The organism is Pseudomonas sp. H3(2019), assembly GCF_007713465.1.
Taxonomy (GTDB): Bacteria; Pseudomonadota; Gammaproteobacteria; order Pseudomonadales; family Pseudomonadaceae; genus Aquipseudomonas.
Window position 1 is genome coordinate 94632 of sequence record NZ_VMSG01000019.1, and the last position, 15510, is coordinate 110141.

14 protein-coding genes are annotated in these 15510 nt (G+C 60.9%); 11 read left to right on the top strand and 3 right to left on the bottom strand.

Features of this window, described 5'->3' with window-relative positions:
- Positions 1–16: 16 nt before the first annotated feature.
- Entirely contained in the window at positions 17–1555 is a 1539-nt protein-coding gene (locus tag FPT12_RS19260) for an HDOD domain-containing protein (protein ID WP_145018605.1), read from the bottom strand.
- A gap of 166 nt (positions 1556–1721) precedes the next feature.
- Here FPT12_RS19260 and motA point away from each other — a divergent pair, with 166 nt between their 5' ends.
- Positions 1722–2573 carry a flagellar motor stator protein MotA gene (gene motA, locus FPT12_RS19265; protein ID WP_145018608.1) on the top strand — a complete coding sequence of 284 codons (852 nt, stop codon included), beginning with the start codon at positions 1722–1724 and terminating at the stop codon, positions 2571–2573.
- Positions 2574–2735: 162 nt separating this feature from the next.
- Positions 2736–3776: a flagellar motor protein MotB gene (gene motB / locus FPT12_RS19275; RefSeq protein WP_145018611.1), complete on the top strand. Its 1041-nt coding sequence runs from the start codon at positions 2736–2738 to the stop codon at positions 3774–3776.
- 52 nt (positions 3777–3828) lie between these two features.
- Here motB and rsgA read toward each other — a convergent pair whose 3' ends face one another.
- The gene (gene rsgA, locus FPT12_RS19280) at positions 3829–4860 is read right to left on the bottom strand and encodes a small ribosomal subunit biogenesis GTPase RsgA (protein WP_145018614.1); all 1032 of its coding nucleotides are present in this window, start codon (positions 4858–4860) and stop codon (positions 3829–3831) included.
- Between the two features lie 107 nt (positions 4861–4967).
- Between rsgA and orn the strand changes: the two genes are divergently transcribed.
- The gene (orn, locus tag FPT12_RS19285) at positions 4968–5510 is read left to right on the top strand and encodes an oligoribonuclease (RefSeq protein ID WP_145018618.1); all 543 of its coding nucleotides are present in this window, start codon (positions 4968–4970) and stop codon (positions 5508–5510) included.
- 198 nt (positions 5511–5708) lie between these two features.
- Entirely contained in the window at positions 5709–6320 is a 612-nt protein-coding gene (locus FPT12_RS19290; RefSeq protein ID WP_145018621.1) for a trimeric intracellular cation channel family protein, read from the top strand.
- 42 nt (positions 6321–6362) lie between these two features.
- Here FPT12_RS19290 and queG read toward each other — a convergent pair whose 3' ends face one another.
- Positions 6363–7427, bottom strand: a complete 1065-nt coding sequence (gene queG, locus FPT12_RS19295; protein WP_145018624.1) for a tRNA epoxyqueuosine(34) reductase QueG — start codon at positions 7425–7427, stop codon at positions 6363–6365.
- A gap of 63 nt (positions 7428–7490) precedes the next feature.
- Here queG and FPT12_RS19300 point away from each other — a divergent pair, with 63 nt between their 5' ends.
- The 7 genes from FPT12_RS19300 to hflX all read left to right on the top strand — a co-directional run bounded on the left by FPT12_RS19300 (position 7491) and on the right by hflX (position 15432).
- The gene (locus FPT12_RS19300; RefSeq protein ID WP_145018627.1) at positions 7491–8990 is read left to right on the top strand and encodes an NAD(P)H-hydrate dehydratase; all 1500 of its coding nucleotides are present in this window, start codon (positions 7491–7493) and stop codon (positions 8988–8990) included.
- Positions 8978–9448, top strand: coding sequence for a tRNA (adenosine(37)-N6)-threonylcarbamoyltransferase complex ATPase subunit type 1 TsaE (tsaE, locus tag FPT12_RS19305; RefSeq protein WP_145018630.1), 471 nt, complete (start codon positions 8978–8980; stop codon positions 9446–9448). The genes FPT12_RS19300 and tsaE overlap by 13 nt, the downstream gene beginning before the upstream one ends.
- Positions 9449–10885 (top strand): N-acetylmuramoyl-L-alanine amidase, encoded by a 1437-nt coding sequence (locus FPT12_RS19310; protein WP_145018633.1) that lies wholly within the window; start codon positions 9449–9451, stop codon positions 10883–10885.
- 8 nt (positions 10886–10893) lie between these two features.
- Entirely contained in the window at positions 10894–12792 is a 1899-nt protein-coding gene (gene mutL, locus FPT12_RS19315; RefSeq protein WP_178098814.1) for a DNA mismatch repair endonuclease MutL, read from the top strand.
- Complete coding sequence (miaA, locus tag FPT12_RS19320) at positions 12792–13763, top strand: tRNA (adenosine(37)-N6)-dimethylallyltransferase MiaA (RefSeq protein ID WP_145018640.1); 972 nt, start codon at positions 12792–12794, stop codon at positions 13761–13763. The genes mutL and miaA overlap by 1 nt, the downstream gene beginning before the upstream one ends.
- A gap of 94 nt (positions 13764–13857) precedes the next feature.
- A complete protein-coding gene (gene hfq / locus FPT12_RS19325) occupies positions 13858–14118 on the top strand; it encodes an RNA chaperone Hfq (protein WP_123423785.1) in 261 nt (86 codons plus the stop codon).
- A 12-nt stretch (positions 14119–14130) separates the two neighbouring features.
- Positions 14131–15432, top strand: coding sequence for a ribosome rescue GTPase HflX (gene hflX / locus FPT12_RS19330; RefSeq protein WP_145018644.1), 1302 nt, complete (start codon positions 14131–14133; stop codon positions 15430–15432).
- Positions 15433–15510: the final 78 nt, after the last annotated feature.

Below are 15510 nucleotides of genomic sequence, written 5' to 3' on the forward strand. Positions count from 1 at the left end.
GGATTGTAGCGCAGCGTTATTGTCCGCGGTTGCTAAAGCTGTGCAGCGCTTTTTCGATGCACTGTGCAGTTTTGCCGAAGGCTTGCACGGTGATTTCCGAAAAGGGACCGCCACCCTGATCCGCCACGACCAGCATGATCACCCGGCCATTGTTGACCAGTGAACGCAGCAGCAGGTGTTCGCCGCCGAACAGTGCGCGCAGGCTGGCAGGCAGCAAGGCTGAAAATTGTGCAGTGTTGGCTGGCGTCAGACGCACCTGAGCCTGTTGCGAGAGCAAGCGTTGCAGCACGGTGCTCTGGCTGACTACAAAGTTCAGCGTCGCGGCTTCTTTAGGCAGGCCGTGAATCTGGTGCACGCGCAATTGGCTATGCGTGCGATCAGCCATCAGAATCATCACCCGGCGCATGCCGCAGGCAACCAGCGCGTCCCGGGCGGAGGTGGTCAGGTGCATGGCGTTGGTAAAGCGGCTCGGCTCCATCAGCAGTTCTGCGCATTGTTTGCGCCACTTTGCCAGGTCTTCGGCGGTGGGGGCGGGCGCCGGAAGCTGGCCGCGATGAAGGCGCCGCTCGTCCCACGGCCAGAGCAATGCCCCGGCGGGATGCCAAAGGTCCGGCATGGCGTGGTTGCGGGCGCTGAGTGCGGCTTGCTGGTGCAGTTGCTGCTGGACCTCGTCCATCGGCATTTGCAGGTAGAGGCTGGTCAGAAACTGCCAGCGCAGGCAGTGAGGGCTGCTCCAGGCTTGCTGTGCCGATAACGCCAGACCGTTGGCCAGCATTACCGTGTTGGCGGGTTGATTGAGCCAGCGGCGCAGGGTCGGGTCGTCATCAAGGCGGTTTTGCTGGCGCAACGGGTGATCGGCGTCGCGGGCGATATGCACGACTTTCGCCAGTTCGCGTTGTTCATCCAGCAGCAATCGATAACCTTGTCCTACCCAGATTGGCAGGCGCCAGACTTCCACCAGTGCCTGGCCGAGTTCCAGCAGGCGTACACCGAACAATTCTTTTTCGACCTTGCTTGCTGGCTCGCCCTTGTGCAGAACCCGCAGTTCCCAGTCTTCCAGCAACTGCGGGAAGGTCAGGGCCAGAGGCCAGAACGGCGAGAGGAACAGCAGGCTACCCCAGTGGATGTCCTGCCAGAGCCGCGCCAGGCGACTGGCAAAAAAACCGTTGGCCTGTTGGGTCGCATGCTGGCTGATCAGTTGCAGCTGGCGCAGGGCCGGCGGGATTTCGTTCTCGGGCAGGGCGGGCAGGCGCGCAAGCAGTTCTTCGGTGCGTTTGAGACCGAGGCGATTGATTGCCACCTCGAGGCTCTCGCTGGGCTCGCTCATGCTGCCGTGGGTGTGGCGATTGGCTTCGCGAAGGACGCTGAGGGCCAGGGCCGGACTGCCCTGCATCAATTCGGCAATATCGCGCAAGGAGCTGCGATTGTCGGCGATTGCCTTGCAGACGCGATCATGGCTGGCTCGCGGCACGGGCAAGATCACACCATCGAGCAGCTTGACCCAGCCTTCGAGTGTGGTCGGTCTAGCAGTCGGAACGGTCGTTTCATTAGCCATGGTTGGGCGCGATCATCGTCTGCATTAAACACGCCCGGAGCGGGCCAAATTAGCTTTTCGCCTTAACTGGCTATAGTCTGGCGCAGTTTTGCCGATAAGTAGAAGAAGAGATTTTTTAACTTCCGAATATGACCTTGAACCCGACTTAAGTAAGTACCTTCTACCTATGGCTAAAATTATCGGCATCATTGTCGTATTCGCGAGCGTGCTCGGCGGATACGTGCTTTCTCACGGCAAGATTGCCGCCCTGATCCAACCGTTCGAGGTGATGATCATTGGCGGTGCCGCGCTGGGTGCATTCCTTCAGGCCAACCCCGGCCCCACGACGATGCACGTGCTCAAGAAGTCCTTGGGCATGTTCAGTTCGCGTTTCAATCACACCTTCTACCTGGAGGTGCTGGGCCTGGTCTACGAGATCCTCAACAAGAGCCGTCGCGAAGGCATGATGGCGATTGAAGGCGATATTGAAGACGCCGCTGCCAGCCCGATTTTCGCCAAGTACCCGGCAATCCTCAAAGACGACCGCATGACGGCGTTCATCTGCGATTACTTGCGCATCATGTCGTCCGGCAACATGGCGCCGCATGAACTTGAAGGCCTGTTCGACATGGAGCTGTACAGCCTCAAGGAAGACCTGGAGCACCCCTCCCATGCGGTCAACGGTATTGCGGATGCCATGCCCGGTTTTGGTATCGTCGCGGCGGTACTCGGTATTGTGGTGACCATGGCCTCGCTGGGTGACGGCGATCAAAAAGCTATCGGCATGCACGTAGGTGCCGCTCTGGTCGGTACCTTCTTCGGTATTCTCGCCGCCTACGGTTTCTTTGGCCCGTTGGCGCACTCCCTGGCTCACGATGCCAAAGAAGAGCTGAATGTCTACGAAGCCATCAAGGCGTCGTTGGTGGCTTCGGCTTCCGGTATGCCGCCATCGCTGGCTGTGGAGTTCGGGCGCAAGGTTCTGTACCCGGCGCACCGTCCGAGCTTCGCTGAGCTGGAACAAGCGGTTCGCGGTCGATAGTGCTTTGTCTTGCAAATACGTTCCTTTTTTGGCGAGTGCCTGTTGTTGCCAGACAAGGCGCCGCGACGAGTCATAGCCCGCTATGGCGAGGAGCGGCAACGCCGTATGGCGACAACAGGCACCGCCAGAAAGGAACAGTATTTGTGAGACAGAGCACTTAGTATGGAAAATAATCAGCCGATAATCATCAAGCGCGTCAAGCGCATTGCTGCCGGGCATCACGGGGGCGCGTGGAAAATCGCCTTCGCTGACTTCGCGACGGCGATGATGGCGTTCTTCCTGGTGTTGTGGCTGTTATCCACGGCTACACCGGAACAGAAGATCGCCATTGCCGGTTACTTCAAGGACCCGATCGGCTTCTCTGAAAGCGGTACGCCGTACATCATCGATCTCGGCGGCACCCCGGTGCTGGCGCCGGACAAGACCCTCAATCCCGAGGTCAAGTCTCAGCCGCAGCCGGACAAGGTCACTGTCGATACCGATCAGGTCGAGAAAATGGCCGAGGAAGTCGAGAAGGAGCGCCTTGAACTGTTGATGCAAGAGTTGCAGAACAAGGTTGAAGAGAACCCGCAGTTGAAGAAGTTCAAGGACCAGATTCTTTTCGACATCACGCCGGATGGTTTGCGCATCCAGATCATCGATTCCGAAAATCGGCCGATGTTCGACTCTGGCAGTGCGCGCTTGAAACCGTACTTCGAAGACATTCTGCTGGCCATGGCTGACACCATCAAAGCGGTGCCGAACAAGATCAGCATCGGTGGCCACACCGACGCCAAGCCTTATGCGGGCACCGGCGATTTCGGCAACTGGGAGCTGTCGGCCAACCGTGCCAGCGCCGCTCGTCGTGCGCTGGTTGCGGGTAGCTATCCGGATCAGCAAGTGGCGCGGGTGGTCGGTTACGCCTCGTCGGTGTTGTTCGATCGCAAAAACCCGCTCAATCCGGTCAACCGCCGTATCGACATTGTCGTGCTGACCAAGAAGGCCCAGCGCGCCATCGAGGGTGATCAAGGTGCAGAACCGGCACCGACACCGGGGCAGGGTGCTCCGGGTGAAGTGCCTGCCGTGCCCGCCGATCCGAACGCCTTGCCGGCGGACAAGGAACCCCTGCCGGCACATGAGCTTCGCGAGCGCTTGAACCTGTTCGACGCTCCGGCGCCGAAAGCCGGCGCCCCGGCCAAACCGGCTGAACCACCTAAACAGTGACCCAATAAAAAGCCGCGATGATCGCGGCTTTTTCGTCTCTGCGGGAAGCAGCTTAATAGCTGGTTTCGGGCAGGCTGGCGATGATCGAGCGGTAGCTGTTCATGCGCTGCTGTTGCACGCGGCCTTCTTCCAGTGCCTTGAGCAGGGCGCAACCGGGTTCGCGGTCGTGCTTGCAGTCGCGGAAGCGGCAGGTGCCGATCAAGTCGTTGAACTCGATGAAACCGGCTTCGACGTCGGCGCGACTGACGTGGCCCAGGCCGAATTCCCGAATACCCGGGGAGTCGATCAGCTCACCGCCGCCGGGGAAGTGGAACAACCGCGCGGTGGTGGTGGTGTGGGTGCCCTGGCCGGACAGCTCGGACAAAGGGCCGACACGGGTTTCGACTTCCGGCAGCAGGCTGTTGACCAGCGAAGACTTGCCGACGCCGGACTGACCGACGAACACACTGATGCGCCCGTCCAGTTGCTCCTGCAGTTTCTCCATGCCGTTGCCGTGGTGCGCCGAGACTTCCAGCACCGGGTAACCCAGCGTGCGGTAGACCGCCAGCAAGGCATTCAGCGCCGGGGCATTCTGCTCGTCGATCAGGTCGAACTTGTTGAGCAGCAGCAACGGGCGAATGCCGGCGTGTTCGGCGGCGACCAGGTAACGGTCGATCAGGTTGGCGTGAGGTTCTGGCAGCGGGGCGAAGACGATCACGATCATGTCGACGTTGGCCGCTACCGGTTTGAGCTGGCCGCGGCTGTCGGGGCGGCACAGCTCGGTGTTGCGCGGCAATTGCGCAACGATCACGCCGATACCCTGGTTGCCGGCGCGCCAGACTACCTGGTCGCCGGTCACCAGCGCAGGCAGGTTGGCCCGCAAGTGGCAGCGGAACACCTGGCCGGCGAGTTCACCGTCGCGGGCTTCGACCTCGACCTGAACGCCGAAGTGAGCGATCACCAGGCCCGTTTGCTCAGGGCCAAGGTCACCGCCCTCGAGCGCTTCGACGGCGGAGGATTCGCGTTTGGCGGCGCGGGCAGCGCGCTCACCTTGAATCTTTTCGATGCGCCAGTTTTGACGACGATTGAGTTGGCGTTTGGCCATGGGTGTTCCGTGTGGATAATGCAGCGATTAGGTAAAACGGCCGCGAGTTTAGCACGCCCCGAGAGTCCTCTAGGCTAAACTGCATGCCTACGCCGAGGAGCCGACACATGCAAAACCCGCAGAACCTGATTTGGATCGATCTGGAAATGACCGGTCTGAACCCTGACACCGATGTCATCATCGAGATGGCCACCATTGTCACCGACAGCAATCTCAACACCTTGGCCGAAGGCCCGGTAATCGCCATTCACCATAGCGACGAGATCCTGGCGGGCATGGACGAGTGGAACACCCGTCAACACGGTGGCTCCGGCCTGACCCAGCGGGTACGCGACAGCCGCATCAGTATGGCTGAAGCGGAAGCTCAGACCATCGCCTTCCTGGAAAAGTGGGTGCCGAAGGGCAAGTCGCCGATCTGCGGCAACAGCATTTGCCAGGACCGGCGCTTCCTTTATACGCACATGAAGGCGCTGGAAAGCTACTTCCACTACCGCAACCTCGACGTCTCTACCTTGAAGGAGCTGGCCGCACGCTGGGCTCCTGAAGTGCGAGACAGCTTCAAGAAGGGCAGCACGCACCTGGCGCTGGACGACATCCGCGAGTCGATCGCCGAGCTGCAGCACTACCGCCAGCATTTCATCAAGTTCTGATCCTGCGGCGCCAGTTCCGGCCCCATCGCGAGCAGGCTCGCTCCCACACTGGATTGCGTTGTTCCTGTGGGAGCGAGCCTGCTCGCGATGGTGTCCGCCCAGCCGCGGGGGATGGAACGGAGGTAGATTCTACTGCGCCCCCTTTTGGTGCCCAGACGATCTGAGTAGACTGCGCGCCTTCTCGTAAGGACCGCCGCCATGTTGTTGATGCTCTACCTGATTGCCATTACTGCTGAAGCCATGACTGGCGCGTTGTCTGCCGGTCGGCGTGGCATGGATTGGTTTGGCGTGGTGCTGATCGCCTGCGTGACGGCTCTGGGCGGTGGTTCGGTGCGTGACGTGCTGCTCGGGCACTACCCGCTGACCTGGGTCAAACACCCGGAATACCTGGTGTTGACCTCGGCTGCGGCAATGCTCACGGTCTTTACCGCACGCTGGATGCGCCATCTGCGCTCGCTGTTCCTGGTACTCGACGCCGTAGGGTTGGTGGCGTTCACCCTGATCGGCTGCATGATTGCGCTGGAAACGGGCCACGGCATGTTGGTGGCGTCGGTCAGCGGAGTGATCACTGGAGTGTTCGGCGGCATCCTGCGTGACATCTTCTGCAACGACATCCCGCTGATCTTCCGTCGCGAGCTCTACGCCAGCGTCTCGTTCGCTGCCGCGTGGTGCTACATGCTCTGCCTTTACCTGCAATTACCCGGCGAACAGGCGATCCTGATCACCTTGTTTGGCGGCTTCCTGCTGCGCTTGCTGGCGATTCGTTTCCACTGGGAAATGCCCAAGTTCGTCTATAACGACGAAGCCTGACACCACAAACCCACAAGGAGCTGGCGCAGGCTTCGCCAGCTCCTACGAGAGTCCGTGTTGTTTCAGGGCCCATTGCACATGCTCACGTACCAACTCCGATGGGTAATCGGCCCGTGCCTTCAGGGCTTCCAGTACCGGAATCGTTGAAGGCGCATTGCCAAGCCCGACGGCCAGGTTGCGCAGCCAGCGCTCATAACCGGCACGGCGCAGCGGCGAGCCTTCGGTGCTGCTGAGGAATTTGTCTTCATCCCACATGAACAGTTCCGCCAACTCGGCGTTGTCGAGGTTGTGTCGCGGTTTGAAATCGCTTTCGCCGGACGGGCGGGCGAAGCGGTTCCACGGGCAAACGATCTGGCAATCATCGCAACCGAACACCCGATTGCCGATCAGCGGCCGCAAGTCTTCGGGAATTGCCGTTTTCAGCTCGATGGTCAGGTACGAAATGCAGCGGCGGGCGTCCAGCACATAGGGGCCGACAAAGGCCTTGGTCGGGCAGATGTCCAGACACGCCGTGCAGCGCCCGCAGTGTTCGGTGCTGTGAGGCGGGTCTACCGGCAGCGGCAGGTCGACGAACAGCTCGCTCAAGAAGAAGTAACTGCCGGCCTTGCGGTTCAGCACCAGGGTGTTTTTGCCGATCCAGCCGAGACCCGCCTGTTCGGCGATGGCTTTTTCCAGCACCGGGGCGCTGTCGACGAAAGCCCTGTAGCCGAAGGGGCCGATGACCTGCTGAATCTTTTCGGCCAGCTGCTGCACGCGTTTGCGGATCAGCTTGTGATAGTCGCGGCCCAGGGCATAGCGCGAGACGTAGGCTTTTTCCGGTTGGCCCAGACGCTTGGCCATTTCAGTGTCGCCCGGCAGGTAGTCCATGCGCAGCGAAACCACCCGCAGCGTGCCCGGCACCAGTTCTTCCGGATGTGAGCGTTTACTGCCGTGGGCACCCATGTAGTCCATCTCACCGTGGTAGCCGGCTTCGAGCCAGCGCTCCAGGTGTTGTTCATGCTCAGCCAGGTCCAGACCACTGATGCCGACTTGTTGAAAGCCCAACTCGCGGCCCCAGTCTTTGATCGATTGGGCGAGAGCAGGAAGATCTGTGGTAATTGCGGGCATGAGACAGGGGAAACCGGAGCTGAGGTGCGTATAATTCTGCCAGACATCGGAGCCCGAAGACGCATGCCGCAGACAAAACACCATTTACCCGACGCGCTGTACAGCGCCGCCCAGGTCCGGGCGCTCGATGCACGGCTGATTGCGGCCGGGACAACGGGTTTCGAATTGATGCATCGGGCGGCTCGTGCCACTTGGCGGGCGATGGTCCGGCACTGGCCGACGGCCACTGAACTCAGCGTGTTGGCGGGCCACGGCAATAATGCCGGGGACGGTTATCTGGTGGCGGTGCTGGCCTTGCGAGCCGGCTGGCAGGTGCGAGTGCTGGCGGTGGTCGAACCGTCGCGCCTGCAGGGCGATGCCGCGCTGGCGTATGCCGAAGCGCTGGCCGCCGGGGTTGTCGTCGAGGCTTGGTCACCTGCCATCGAGTTGCGTGGTGTGGTGCTGGATGCGCTGTTGGGCACCGGTCTGAGCGGCGAGGTGCGCGAACCTTATGTTGCCGCGATCGAGGCGATCAATGCCTGTGGCCTGCCCGTTGCAGCGGTGGATATCCCGTCCGGCCTGTGCGCCGATACCGGGCGAGTCCTCGGGGTTGCGGTTCGGGCCGACCTCACCGTGACGTACATCGGCCTCAAGCTTGGGCTGTTTACCGGCGATGCGGCGGATCAGGTGGGGGAGTTGCAGTTCAACAATCTGCAAGCCGACCCGCAGATCGTCGCTGAAAGCACCGTCAGTGCTTATCGTCTGACCCCCGGCAACCTGCCGCGCCCGGCTACTCGGGCGCCGAGCGCTCACAAAGGCCGATTCGGTCACGTCCTGCTGATCGGTGGCGATCGAGGTTTCGGTGGTGCCATTCTCTTGAGCGCCCAAAGTGCCCTGCGCAGTGGCGCGGGCATGGTGTCTCTGGCCACCCGTAGCGAACATGTGCCGGCCGCATTGGCGCGGGTGCCCGAAGTCATGGTGCTGGGCGCTCACTCGGCCAACCAACTGATGGGCCCGCTCGGGCAAGCCAGTGTGCTGGTGGTCGGGCCGGGCCTCGGCAAGGGCGCGTGGGGTCGTAGCTTGTTGTCGGCGGCGGCCAATGCCCCGTTGCCGCAGGTGTGGGACGCCGACGCGCTGAATCTGCTGAGCCTGGGTGACGTACGTCTGCCGAAGGATTGCGTGATCACCCCGCATCCAGGCGAGGCGGCGCGATTATTGGGGATTTCCACGGCTGAGGTCCAAGCCGATCGCCCTGCTGCGGCCCATGCCTTGAGCAAAAAATACACAACCACCGTCATTCTCAAAGGGGCCGGCAGCCTGATTGCCAGTCCCGATGGTCGTTTGGCGCTGTGCCATCAAGGCCATCCGGCCATGGCCTCCGCGGGTCTGGGCGATGTACTGGCCGGACTGGTCGGCGCCTTGCTGGCTCAGGGCCTGAACGCATTCGATGCGGCTTGCCTGGCGGTCTGGTTGCACGCCAATGCCGGCGAACGTGAAGGTAAATCTGGCCGGGGGCTGGCGGCCAGCGATCTGATTCCCGCCATTCGTCAGTTGCTGGAGGAGCAAGCACCGTGTCTGAAGTAACCCTGTATCTGGCCAATGAAGACGCCATGGTCACGTTGGGCAACCGTATCGCTCAAGTGACTGAAGGGCACGGCATCATCTTTCTGGACGGTGACCTGGGGGCGGGTAAAACCACCCTGTCGAGGGGCATTATTCGTGGCTTGGGGCATGTTGGGTCGGTAAAAAGTCCGACCTTCACTTTGGTCGAACCCTACGAGATCGGTGACATTCGCGCCTTCCACTTTGACCTGTATCGACTGGTCGATCCGGAGGAGCTGGAGTTTCTTGGCATTCGTGACTACCTCGAAGACGATGCACTGTGTCTGATCGAGTGGCCCCAGAAGGGTGCAGGCTTTTTGCCAAAGCCCGACCTGACCATTACCATTAGCCCGCATGACAGCGGGCGTTCGCTGAATCTGTCGCCCCAGGGTTTGCGTGGCGAGTCTTGGTGTGCCGCTTTGGCATTGGAATTCAAATAAATGATGGGGTTAGGTATGCGCTTTCGCGCGTTGGTTGCTGTCGTAGGAATGCTGCTTACGGCACTGGCCGTCGACGCTGTGGCCGCGACAAAGGTCAACAGTGTTCGTTTGTGGCGGGCGCCGGATAACACCCGACTGGTGTTTGATCTGTCTGGCCCGGTCCAGCACAGCGTCTTTACCCTGACGGCTCCGGATCGTCTGGTGATCGATATCAATGGCGCCGTCCTTGGCGCACCGCTGAAGGTCTCTACCGCCAATACCCCGATTACCGACATGCGTTCGGCTCAGCGCACGCCGACCGATCTGCGGGTGGTCATAGACCTGAAAAAAGCCGTCACCCCGAAAAGCTTCGTGCTGGCGCCGAATGCGCAGTACGGCAACCGACTGGTGGTCGATCTGTTCGACAACGCCGCCGATGCCGCTCCGCCACCGGCGCCGACCCCGGCCCCGACTGTTGCCACCGTGCCCGCGGTGCCGGTTGCTCCGGTTGAGCCGGAAATCAAGCTGCCACCTGCCCCGGCCGGCAAGCGCGACATCATCGTGGTCATCGATGCCGGTCACGGTGGCGAAGACCCGGGGGCTTCCGGTTCCCGTGGTCAGCACGAAAAAGACGTGGTGCTGGCTATCGCTCGCGAACTGCAGCGTCAGGTCAACGGCATGAAAGGCTTCCGGGCCGAGCTGACCCGTACCGGCGACTACTTCATTCCATTGCGTGGCCGTACCGAGATCGCCCGCAAGAAGGGCGCCGACCTGTTCGTCTCGATTCACGCCGATGCGGCACCCTCCGCCGCAGCGTTCGGCGCTTCGGTATTCGCCTTGTCCGAGCGCGGCGCAACGTCCGAGACCGCGCGTTGGCTGGCCGACAGCGAAAACCGCTCCGACCTGATCGGCGGTGCCGGCAACGTCAGTCTCGACGACAAGGACAAGATGCTTGCCGGCGTACTGCTTGATCTGTCGATGACCGCGTCGCTGACTTCCAGTCTGAACGTCGGCCAGAAGGTATTGAGCAACATTGGCCGGGTCACCTCGTTGCACAAGCAGCGCGTCGAGCAGGCCGGATTCATGGTGCTGAAGTCGCCGGACATTCCGTCGATTCTGGTGGAAACCGGGTTTATCTCCAACGCCAACGAAGCTTCGAAACTGGCGGCGTCCGGCCACCAGCAAGCGCTGGCCCGTTCGATCAGCGCGGGCGTGCGCCAGTTCTTCCAGCAGAACCCGCCACCGGGCACCTACATCGCCTGGCTGCGTGATTCCGGCAAGATTGCCCAAGGTCCGCGTGACCACACGGTGCGGCCGGGTGAAACCCTGGCGATGATCGCGGTGCGTTATCAGGTTTCGCCGGCGACCCTGCGCAGCGCCAACGGCCTGCAGTCCGACGAGCTGAAAATCGGCCAGCACCTGAACATCCCGGGCACCGAATTGGCGGCCAAGGAATGAACGATGCCGTGAACACCGCAGCGCGTATCGAGCTGCTCAGCCCGCGACTGGCGAACCAGATTGCCGCCGGTGAGGTGGTTGAGCGCCCGGCTTCGGTGATCAAGGAGCTGCTGGAAAACAGCCTCGACTCCGGTGCCAAGCGTATCGACGTCGATGTCGAACAGGGCGGCGTCAAGCTGCTGCGGGTTCGCGACGATGGCAGCGGCATCTCCTCCGATGATTTGCCGCTGGCGCTGGCGCGACATGCCACCAGCAAGATTCGCAATCTCGAAGACCTTGAGCAGGTGATGAGCCTCGGGTTTCGCGGTGAGGCACTCGCGTCGATAAGCTCCGTGGCGCGTCTGACCCTGACGTCCCGTACTCGAGGTGCCGATCAGGCCTGGCAGGTCGAGACCGAAGGCCGGGACATGGCGCCTCGCGTCCAGCCAGCGGCCCACCCGGTGGGTACTTCGGTTGAAGTGCGCGACTTGTTCTTCAACACCCCGGCGCGGCGCAAATTCCTCAAGACCGAAAAAACCGAATTCGATCACCTGCAAGAAGTGATCAAGCGTCTGGCGCTGGCGCGTTTCGACGTGGCATTCCATCTGCGCCATAACGGCAAGACCATCCTCAGCCTGCACGAAGCCCATGACGACGCGGCTCGCGCCCGGCGTGTGGCGGCGATCTGCGGTGCGGGCTTCCTGGAGCAGGCGCTGCCGATCGAGATCGAGCGCAATGGCCTTCATCTGTGGGGCTGGGTCGGGTTGCCGACCTTTAACCGCAGCCAGGCAGACTTGCAGTATTTCTTTGTGAATGGCCGTGCGGTGCGCGACAAACTGGTGGCCCACGCGGTGCGCCAGGCCTATCGCGACGTGCTGTTCAACGGTCGGCACCCGACGTTCGTGCTGTTTTTCGAAGTCGATCCGGCGGGCGTCGACGTCAACGTGCATCCGACCAAACACGAAGTGCGCTTCCGTGACGGGCGCATGGTCCACGACTTCCTCTATGGCACCTTGCACCGCGCCTTGGGCGACGTGCGTCCGGAAGATCATTTGGCTGCGCCCGTCGCGACGGCCGTGGTCAGGCCGACCGGCATCGAAGCCGGCGAGTTCGGCCCGCAAGGTGAGATGCGTCTGGCAGCCAATGCGTTGCTGGAGCAGCCGCAGGCACAGCCGTCCTTTAATACGACGGCGGGCTCGGGCGCCGGCGCTGGTTATCAGTATCAATACACGCCGCGTCCGCAGTCGGGGGTGCCGGTGGCCGAAGCACAGGCTGCCTATCGCGAATTTTTTGCGCCGCTGCCTGAAGCCAATGCCACGGCACTACCTGACGGTCAGGGCGATATCCCGCCGCTGGGGTATGCGCTGGCGCAACTCAAAGGCATCTACATTCTTTCGGAAAACGCCCAAGGGCTGGTGCTGGTGGACATGCACGCCGCGCATGAGCGAATCATGTACGAACGGCTGAAAGTCGCGATGGCCAGCGAAGGCCTGAGTGGCCAACCGCTGTTGGTGCCGGAGTCGATTGCGGTCAGCCAGCGTGAAGCCGATTGCGCCGAAGAGCACGTCAGCTGGTTCCAGCGCCTCGGCTTCGAACTTCAGCGTCTGGGCCCGGAAACCCTGGCGATCCGGCAGATTCCGGCGTTGCTCAAACAGGCTGAAGCCAATCGCCTGGTTCATGATGTGTTGGCGGACCTGATGGAATACGGCACCAGCGACCGGATTCAGGCACACCTGAACGAACTGCTCGGGACCATGGCCTGCCACGGCGCTATTCGCGCCAACCGGCGCCTGGCCTTGCCGGAAATGAACGGTCTGCTGCGGGACATGGAAAACACCGAACGCAGCGGTCAATGCAACCATGGCCGACCAACCTGGACCCAACTGGGCCTGGATGATCTGGACAAACTGTTCTTGCGCGGTCGTTGATGAGCCAACTCCCTCCAGCGATATTCCTGATGGGCCCGACCGCTGCGGGCAAGACCGATCTGGCTATCGAGCTGACCAAGGTCCTGCCGTGCGAGTTGATCAGCGTCGACTCGGCGCTGGTTTACCGCGGCATGGACATCGGCACCGCCAAGCCTTCGAAGGAACTGCTGGCCGAGTTTCCTCATCGGTTGATCGATATTCTTGATCCAGTCGAGGCTTATTCGGCGGCTGATTTTCGCCGGGATGCCCTGCAGGCCATGGCCGAGATCACCGCGCGTGGCAATATTCCGCTGCTGGTCGGCGGCACAATGCTCTATTACAAGGCTTTGCTCGAAGGACTGGCCGATATGCCGGCGGCCGATCCGCTGGTCCGCGCTGAAATCGAGGAAGAGGCTGCACGCCTTGGCTGGCAAGCCCTGCACGATCAGTTGGCGGTCATTGATCCGGTGTCGGCGGCGCGAATTCACCCCAATGACCCGCAGCGACTCAGTCGGGCGCTGGAAGTTTATCGGGTCAGCGGCCAGAGCATGACTGAACTCCGCGCGCGACAATCTGCGCAAAGTACTGAAGCAGGCGCTTCGGGTCGCCCACAATTGCCCTATACTGTCGCGAACTTGGCTATCGCTCCGGCGAATCGTCAGGTACTGCATGAGCGTATTAAACAAAGATTCACACAAATGTTGGAACAGGGATTCATTGACGAGGTCGTAGCCCTGCGTAAAAGAAGTGACCTGCATGCCGGGTTGCCGTCTATACGCGCTGTAGGTTACCGACAAGTCTGGGATTACCTGGATGGCAAGCTGACGTCAGCCGAGATGCAGGAGCGTGGGATCATTGCCACGCGCCAATTGGCGAAGCGCCAGTTCACCTGGCTGCGCAGTTGGGCTGATTTACACTGGTTGGACAGCCTCGATTGCGACAATCTGTCACGCGCCTTGAAATACCTTGGAACGGTCTCCATATTGAGCTGAGTCCTTGCAATTGCCGTCTATCCTTGGGGGTGTGACGGCCTAAGCCACCTGTTTACCTATTTTTTATTATTGAATCCTTAAAGGAGTGCGGCACATGTCAAAAGGGCATTCGCTACAAGACCCTTACTTGAACACATTGCGTAAAGAGAAAGTTGGGGTTTCCATCTATCTGGTCAACGGAATCAAACTGCAAGGTACGATCGAGTCGTTCGACCAGTTCGTTATCCTGCTGAAAAACACCGTCAGCCAGATGGTTTACAAACACGCGATCTCTACAGTGGTGCCGGTTCGTCCAATTCGTCTGCCTAGCGCAACCGAAACCGAACAAGCAGACGCTGAGCCAGGTAACGCCTGATAGGAGTCTCCTTTGTTCTTTGAGCGCCACGGTGGTGGTGAGCGAACCATTCTCGTTCACTTGGATGGTCAGGACCCTGAGGCGCGCGAAGATCCGCAGGAGTTTCAGGAGTTGGCAATTTCGGCCGGCGCCGAGACCGTCGCGTTTGTTAACGTGCCGCGTCATCGGCCAACCGCCAAATACCTGATTGGCAGTGGCAAGGTCGAGGAACTGCGCGACCAGGTCAAAGCCGAGAAGGTCGATCTGGTGATTTTCAATTCCGTCCTCACGCCCAGTCAGGAACGTAACCTCGAACGTGTTTTCGAGTGTCGCGTGATTGACCGTACCGGCCTGATTCTCGATATCTTCGCCCAACGCGCCCGCACCCATGAAGGCAAGCTCCAGGTCGAACTGGCCCAGCTTGATTACATGAGTACGCGACTGGTTCGCGGCTGGACTCACCTTGAGCGGCAGAAAGGCGGTATCGGTCTGCGCGGCCCGGGTGAAACCCAGCTGGAAACCGACCGGCGTCTTCTGCGGGTTCGCCTGCGGCAGATCAAGGGGCGTCTGGAAAAGGTCCGCAGCCAGCGTGATCAGGCTCGTCGTGGTCGTCAGCGTGCGGATATCCCTTCGGTTTCTCTGGTGGGTTATACCAACGCCGGCAAGTCGACGCTGTTCAACTCGGTCACCGATTCCGACGTGTTCGCGGCAGACCAGTTGTTCGCCACTCTCGACCCGACCTTGCGCCGGCTTGAACTCGCCGACCTCGGTCCGATCGTGCTGGCTGATACCGTGGGTTTCATTCGTCATCTGCCGCACAAGCTGGTCGAGGCATTTCGGTCTACGCTCGAAGAGTCGAGCAACTCTGACCTGCTGTTGCATGTGATCGACGCCCATGAGCCGGAACGCATGGCCCAGATCGAACAGGTCATGCTGGTGCTCGGCGAGATCGGTGCGCAAGACTTGCCGATCCTTGAGGTCTATAACAAACTCGATTTGCTCGAGGGCGTAGAGCCGCAGATCCAGCGTGATGCCGACGGCAAGCCGCAGCGGGTCTGGTTATCAGCGCGTGACGGTCAGGGTCTGGACCTGCTCAAGCAGGCGATTGCGGAATTGCTCGGCAACGATTTGTTCGTTGGCACCTTGCGCTTGCCGCAGCGTTTTGCTCGACTGCGTGCACAGTTCTTTGCACTCGGTGCCGTACAGAAAGAAGAACACGACGAAGAAGGCATCTGTTTGCTGGCCGTTCGTTTGCCGCGAGTCGAGCTCAATCGACTGGTGAGCCGCGAGGGAATGCAGCCGTTGGAATTCATCGAGCAACACACTTTGCAATAAAAGCCTGAAAAAGCGGTTGTGCCGCTGTGGCAGGCATTCTGTAGCATTGGTCGGCGCGCCGTGGGTGCGTCTTTGCTT

Excerpts from the sequence above, each read along its gene's own strand:
- FPT12_RS19290 (WP_145018621.1), top strand. The coding sequence starts at position 5,709 with ATGTTGTTGATGCTCTACCTGATTGCCATTACTGCTGAAGCCATGACT.
- orn (WP_145018618.1), top strand. The coding sequence starts at position 4,968 with ATGCAAAACCCGCAGAACCTGATTTGGATCGATCTGGAAATGACCGGT.
- miaA (WP_145018640.1), top strand. The coding sequence starts at position 12,792 with ATGAGCCAACTCCCTCCAGCGATATTCCTGATGGGCCCGACCGCTGCG.
- motB (WP_145018611.1), top strand. The coding sequence starts at position 2,736 with ATGGAAAATAATCAGCCGATAATCATCAAGCGCGTCAAGCGCATTGCT.
- queG (WP_145018624.1), bottom strand. The coding sequence starts at position 7,427 with ATGCCCGCAATTACCACAGATCTTCCTGCTCTCGCCCAATCGATCAAA.
- FPT12_RS19300 (WP_145018627.1), top strand. The coding sequence starts at position 7,491 with ATGCCGCAGACAAAACACCATTTACCCGACGCGCTGTACAGCGCCGCC.
- hfq (WP_123423785.1), top strand. The coding sequence starts at position 13,858 with ATGTCAAAAGGGCATTCGCTACAAGACCCTTACTTGAACACATTGCGT.
- FPT12_RS19260 (WP_145018605.1), bottom strand. The coding sequence starts at position 1,555 with ATGGCTAATGAAACGACCGTTCCGACTGCTAGACCGACCACACTCGAA.
- motA (WP_145018608.1), top strand. The coding sequence starts at position 1,722 with ATGGCTAAAATTATCGGCATCATTGTCGTATTCGCGAGCGTGCTCGGC.
- FPT12_RS19310 (WP_145018633.1), top strand. The coding sequence starts at position 9,449 with ATGATGGGGTTAGGTATGCGCTTTCGCGCGTTGGTTGCTGTCGTAGGA.
- rsgA (WP_145018614.1), bottom strand. The coding sequence starts at position 4,860 with ATGGCCAAACGCCAACTCAATCGTCGTCAAAACTGGCGCATCGAAAAG.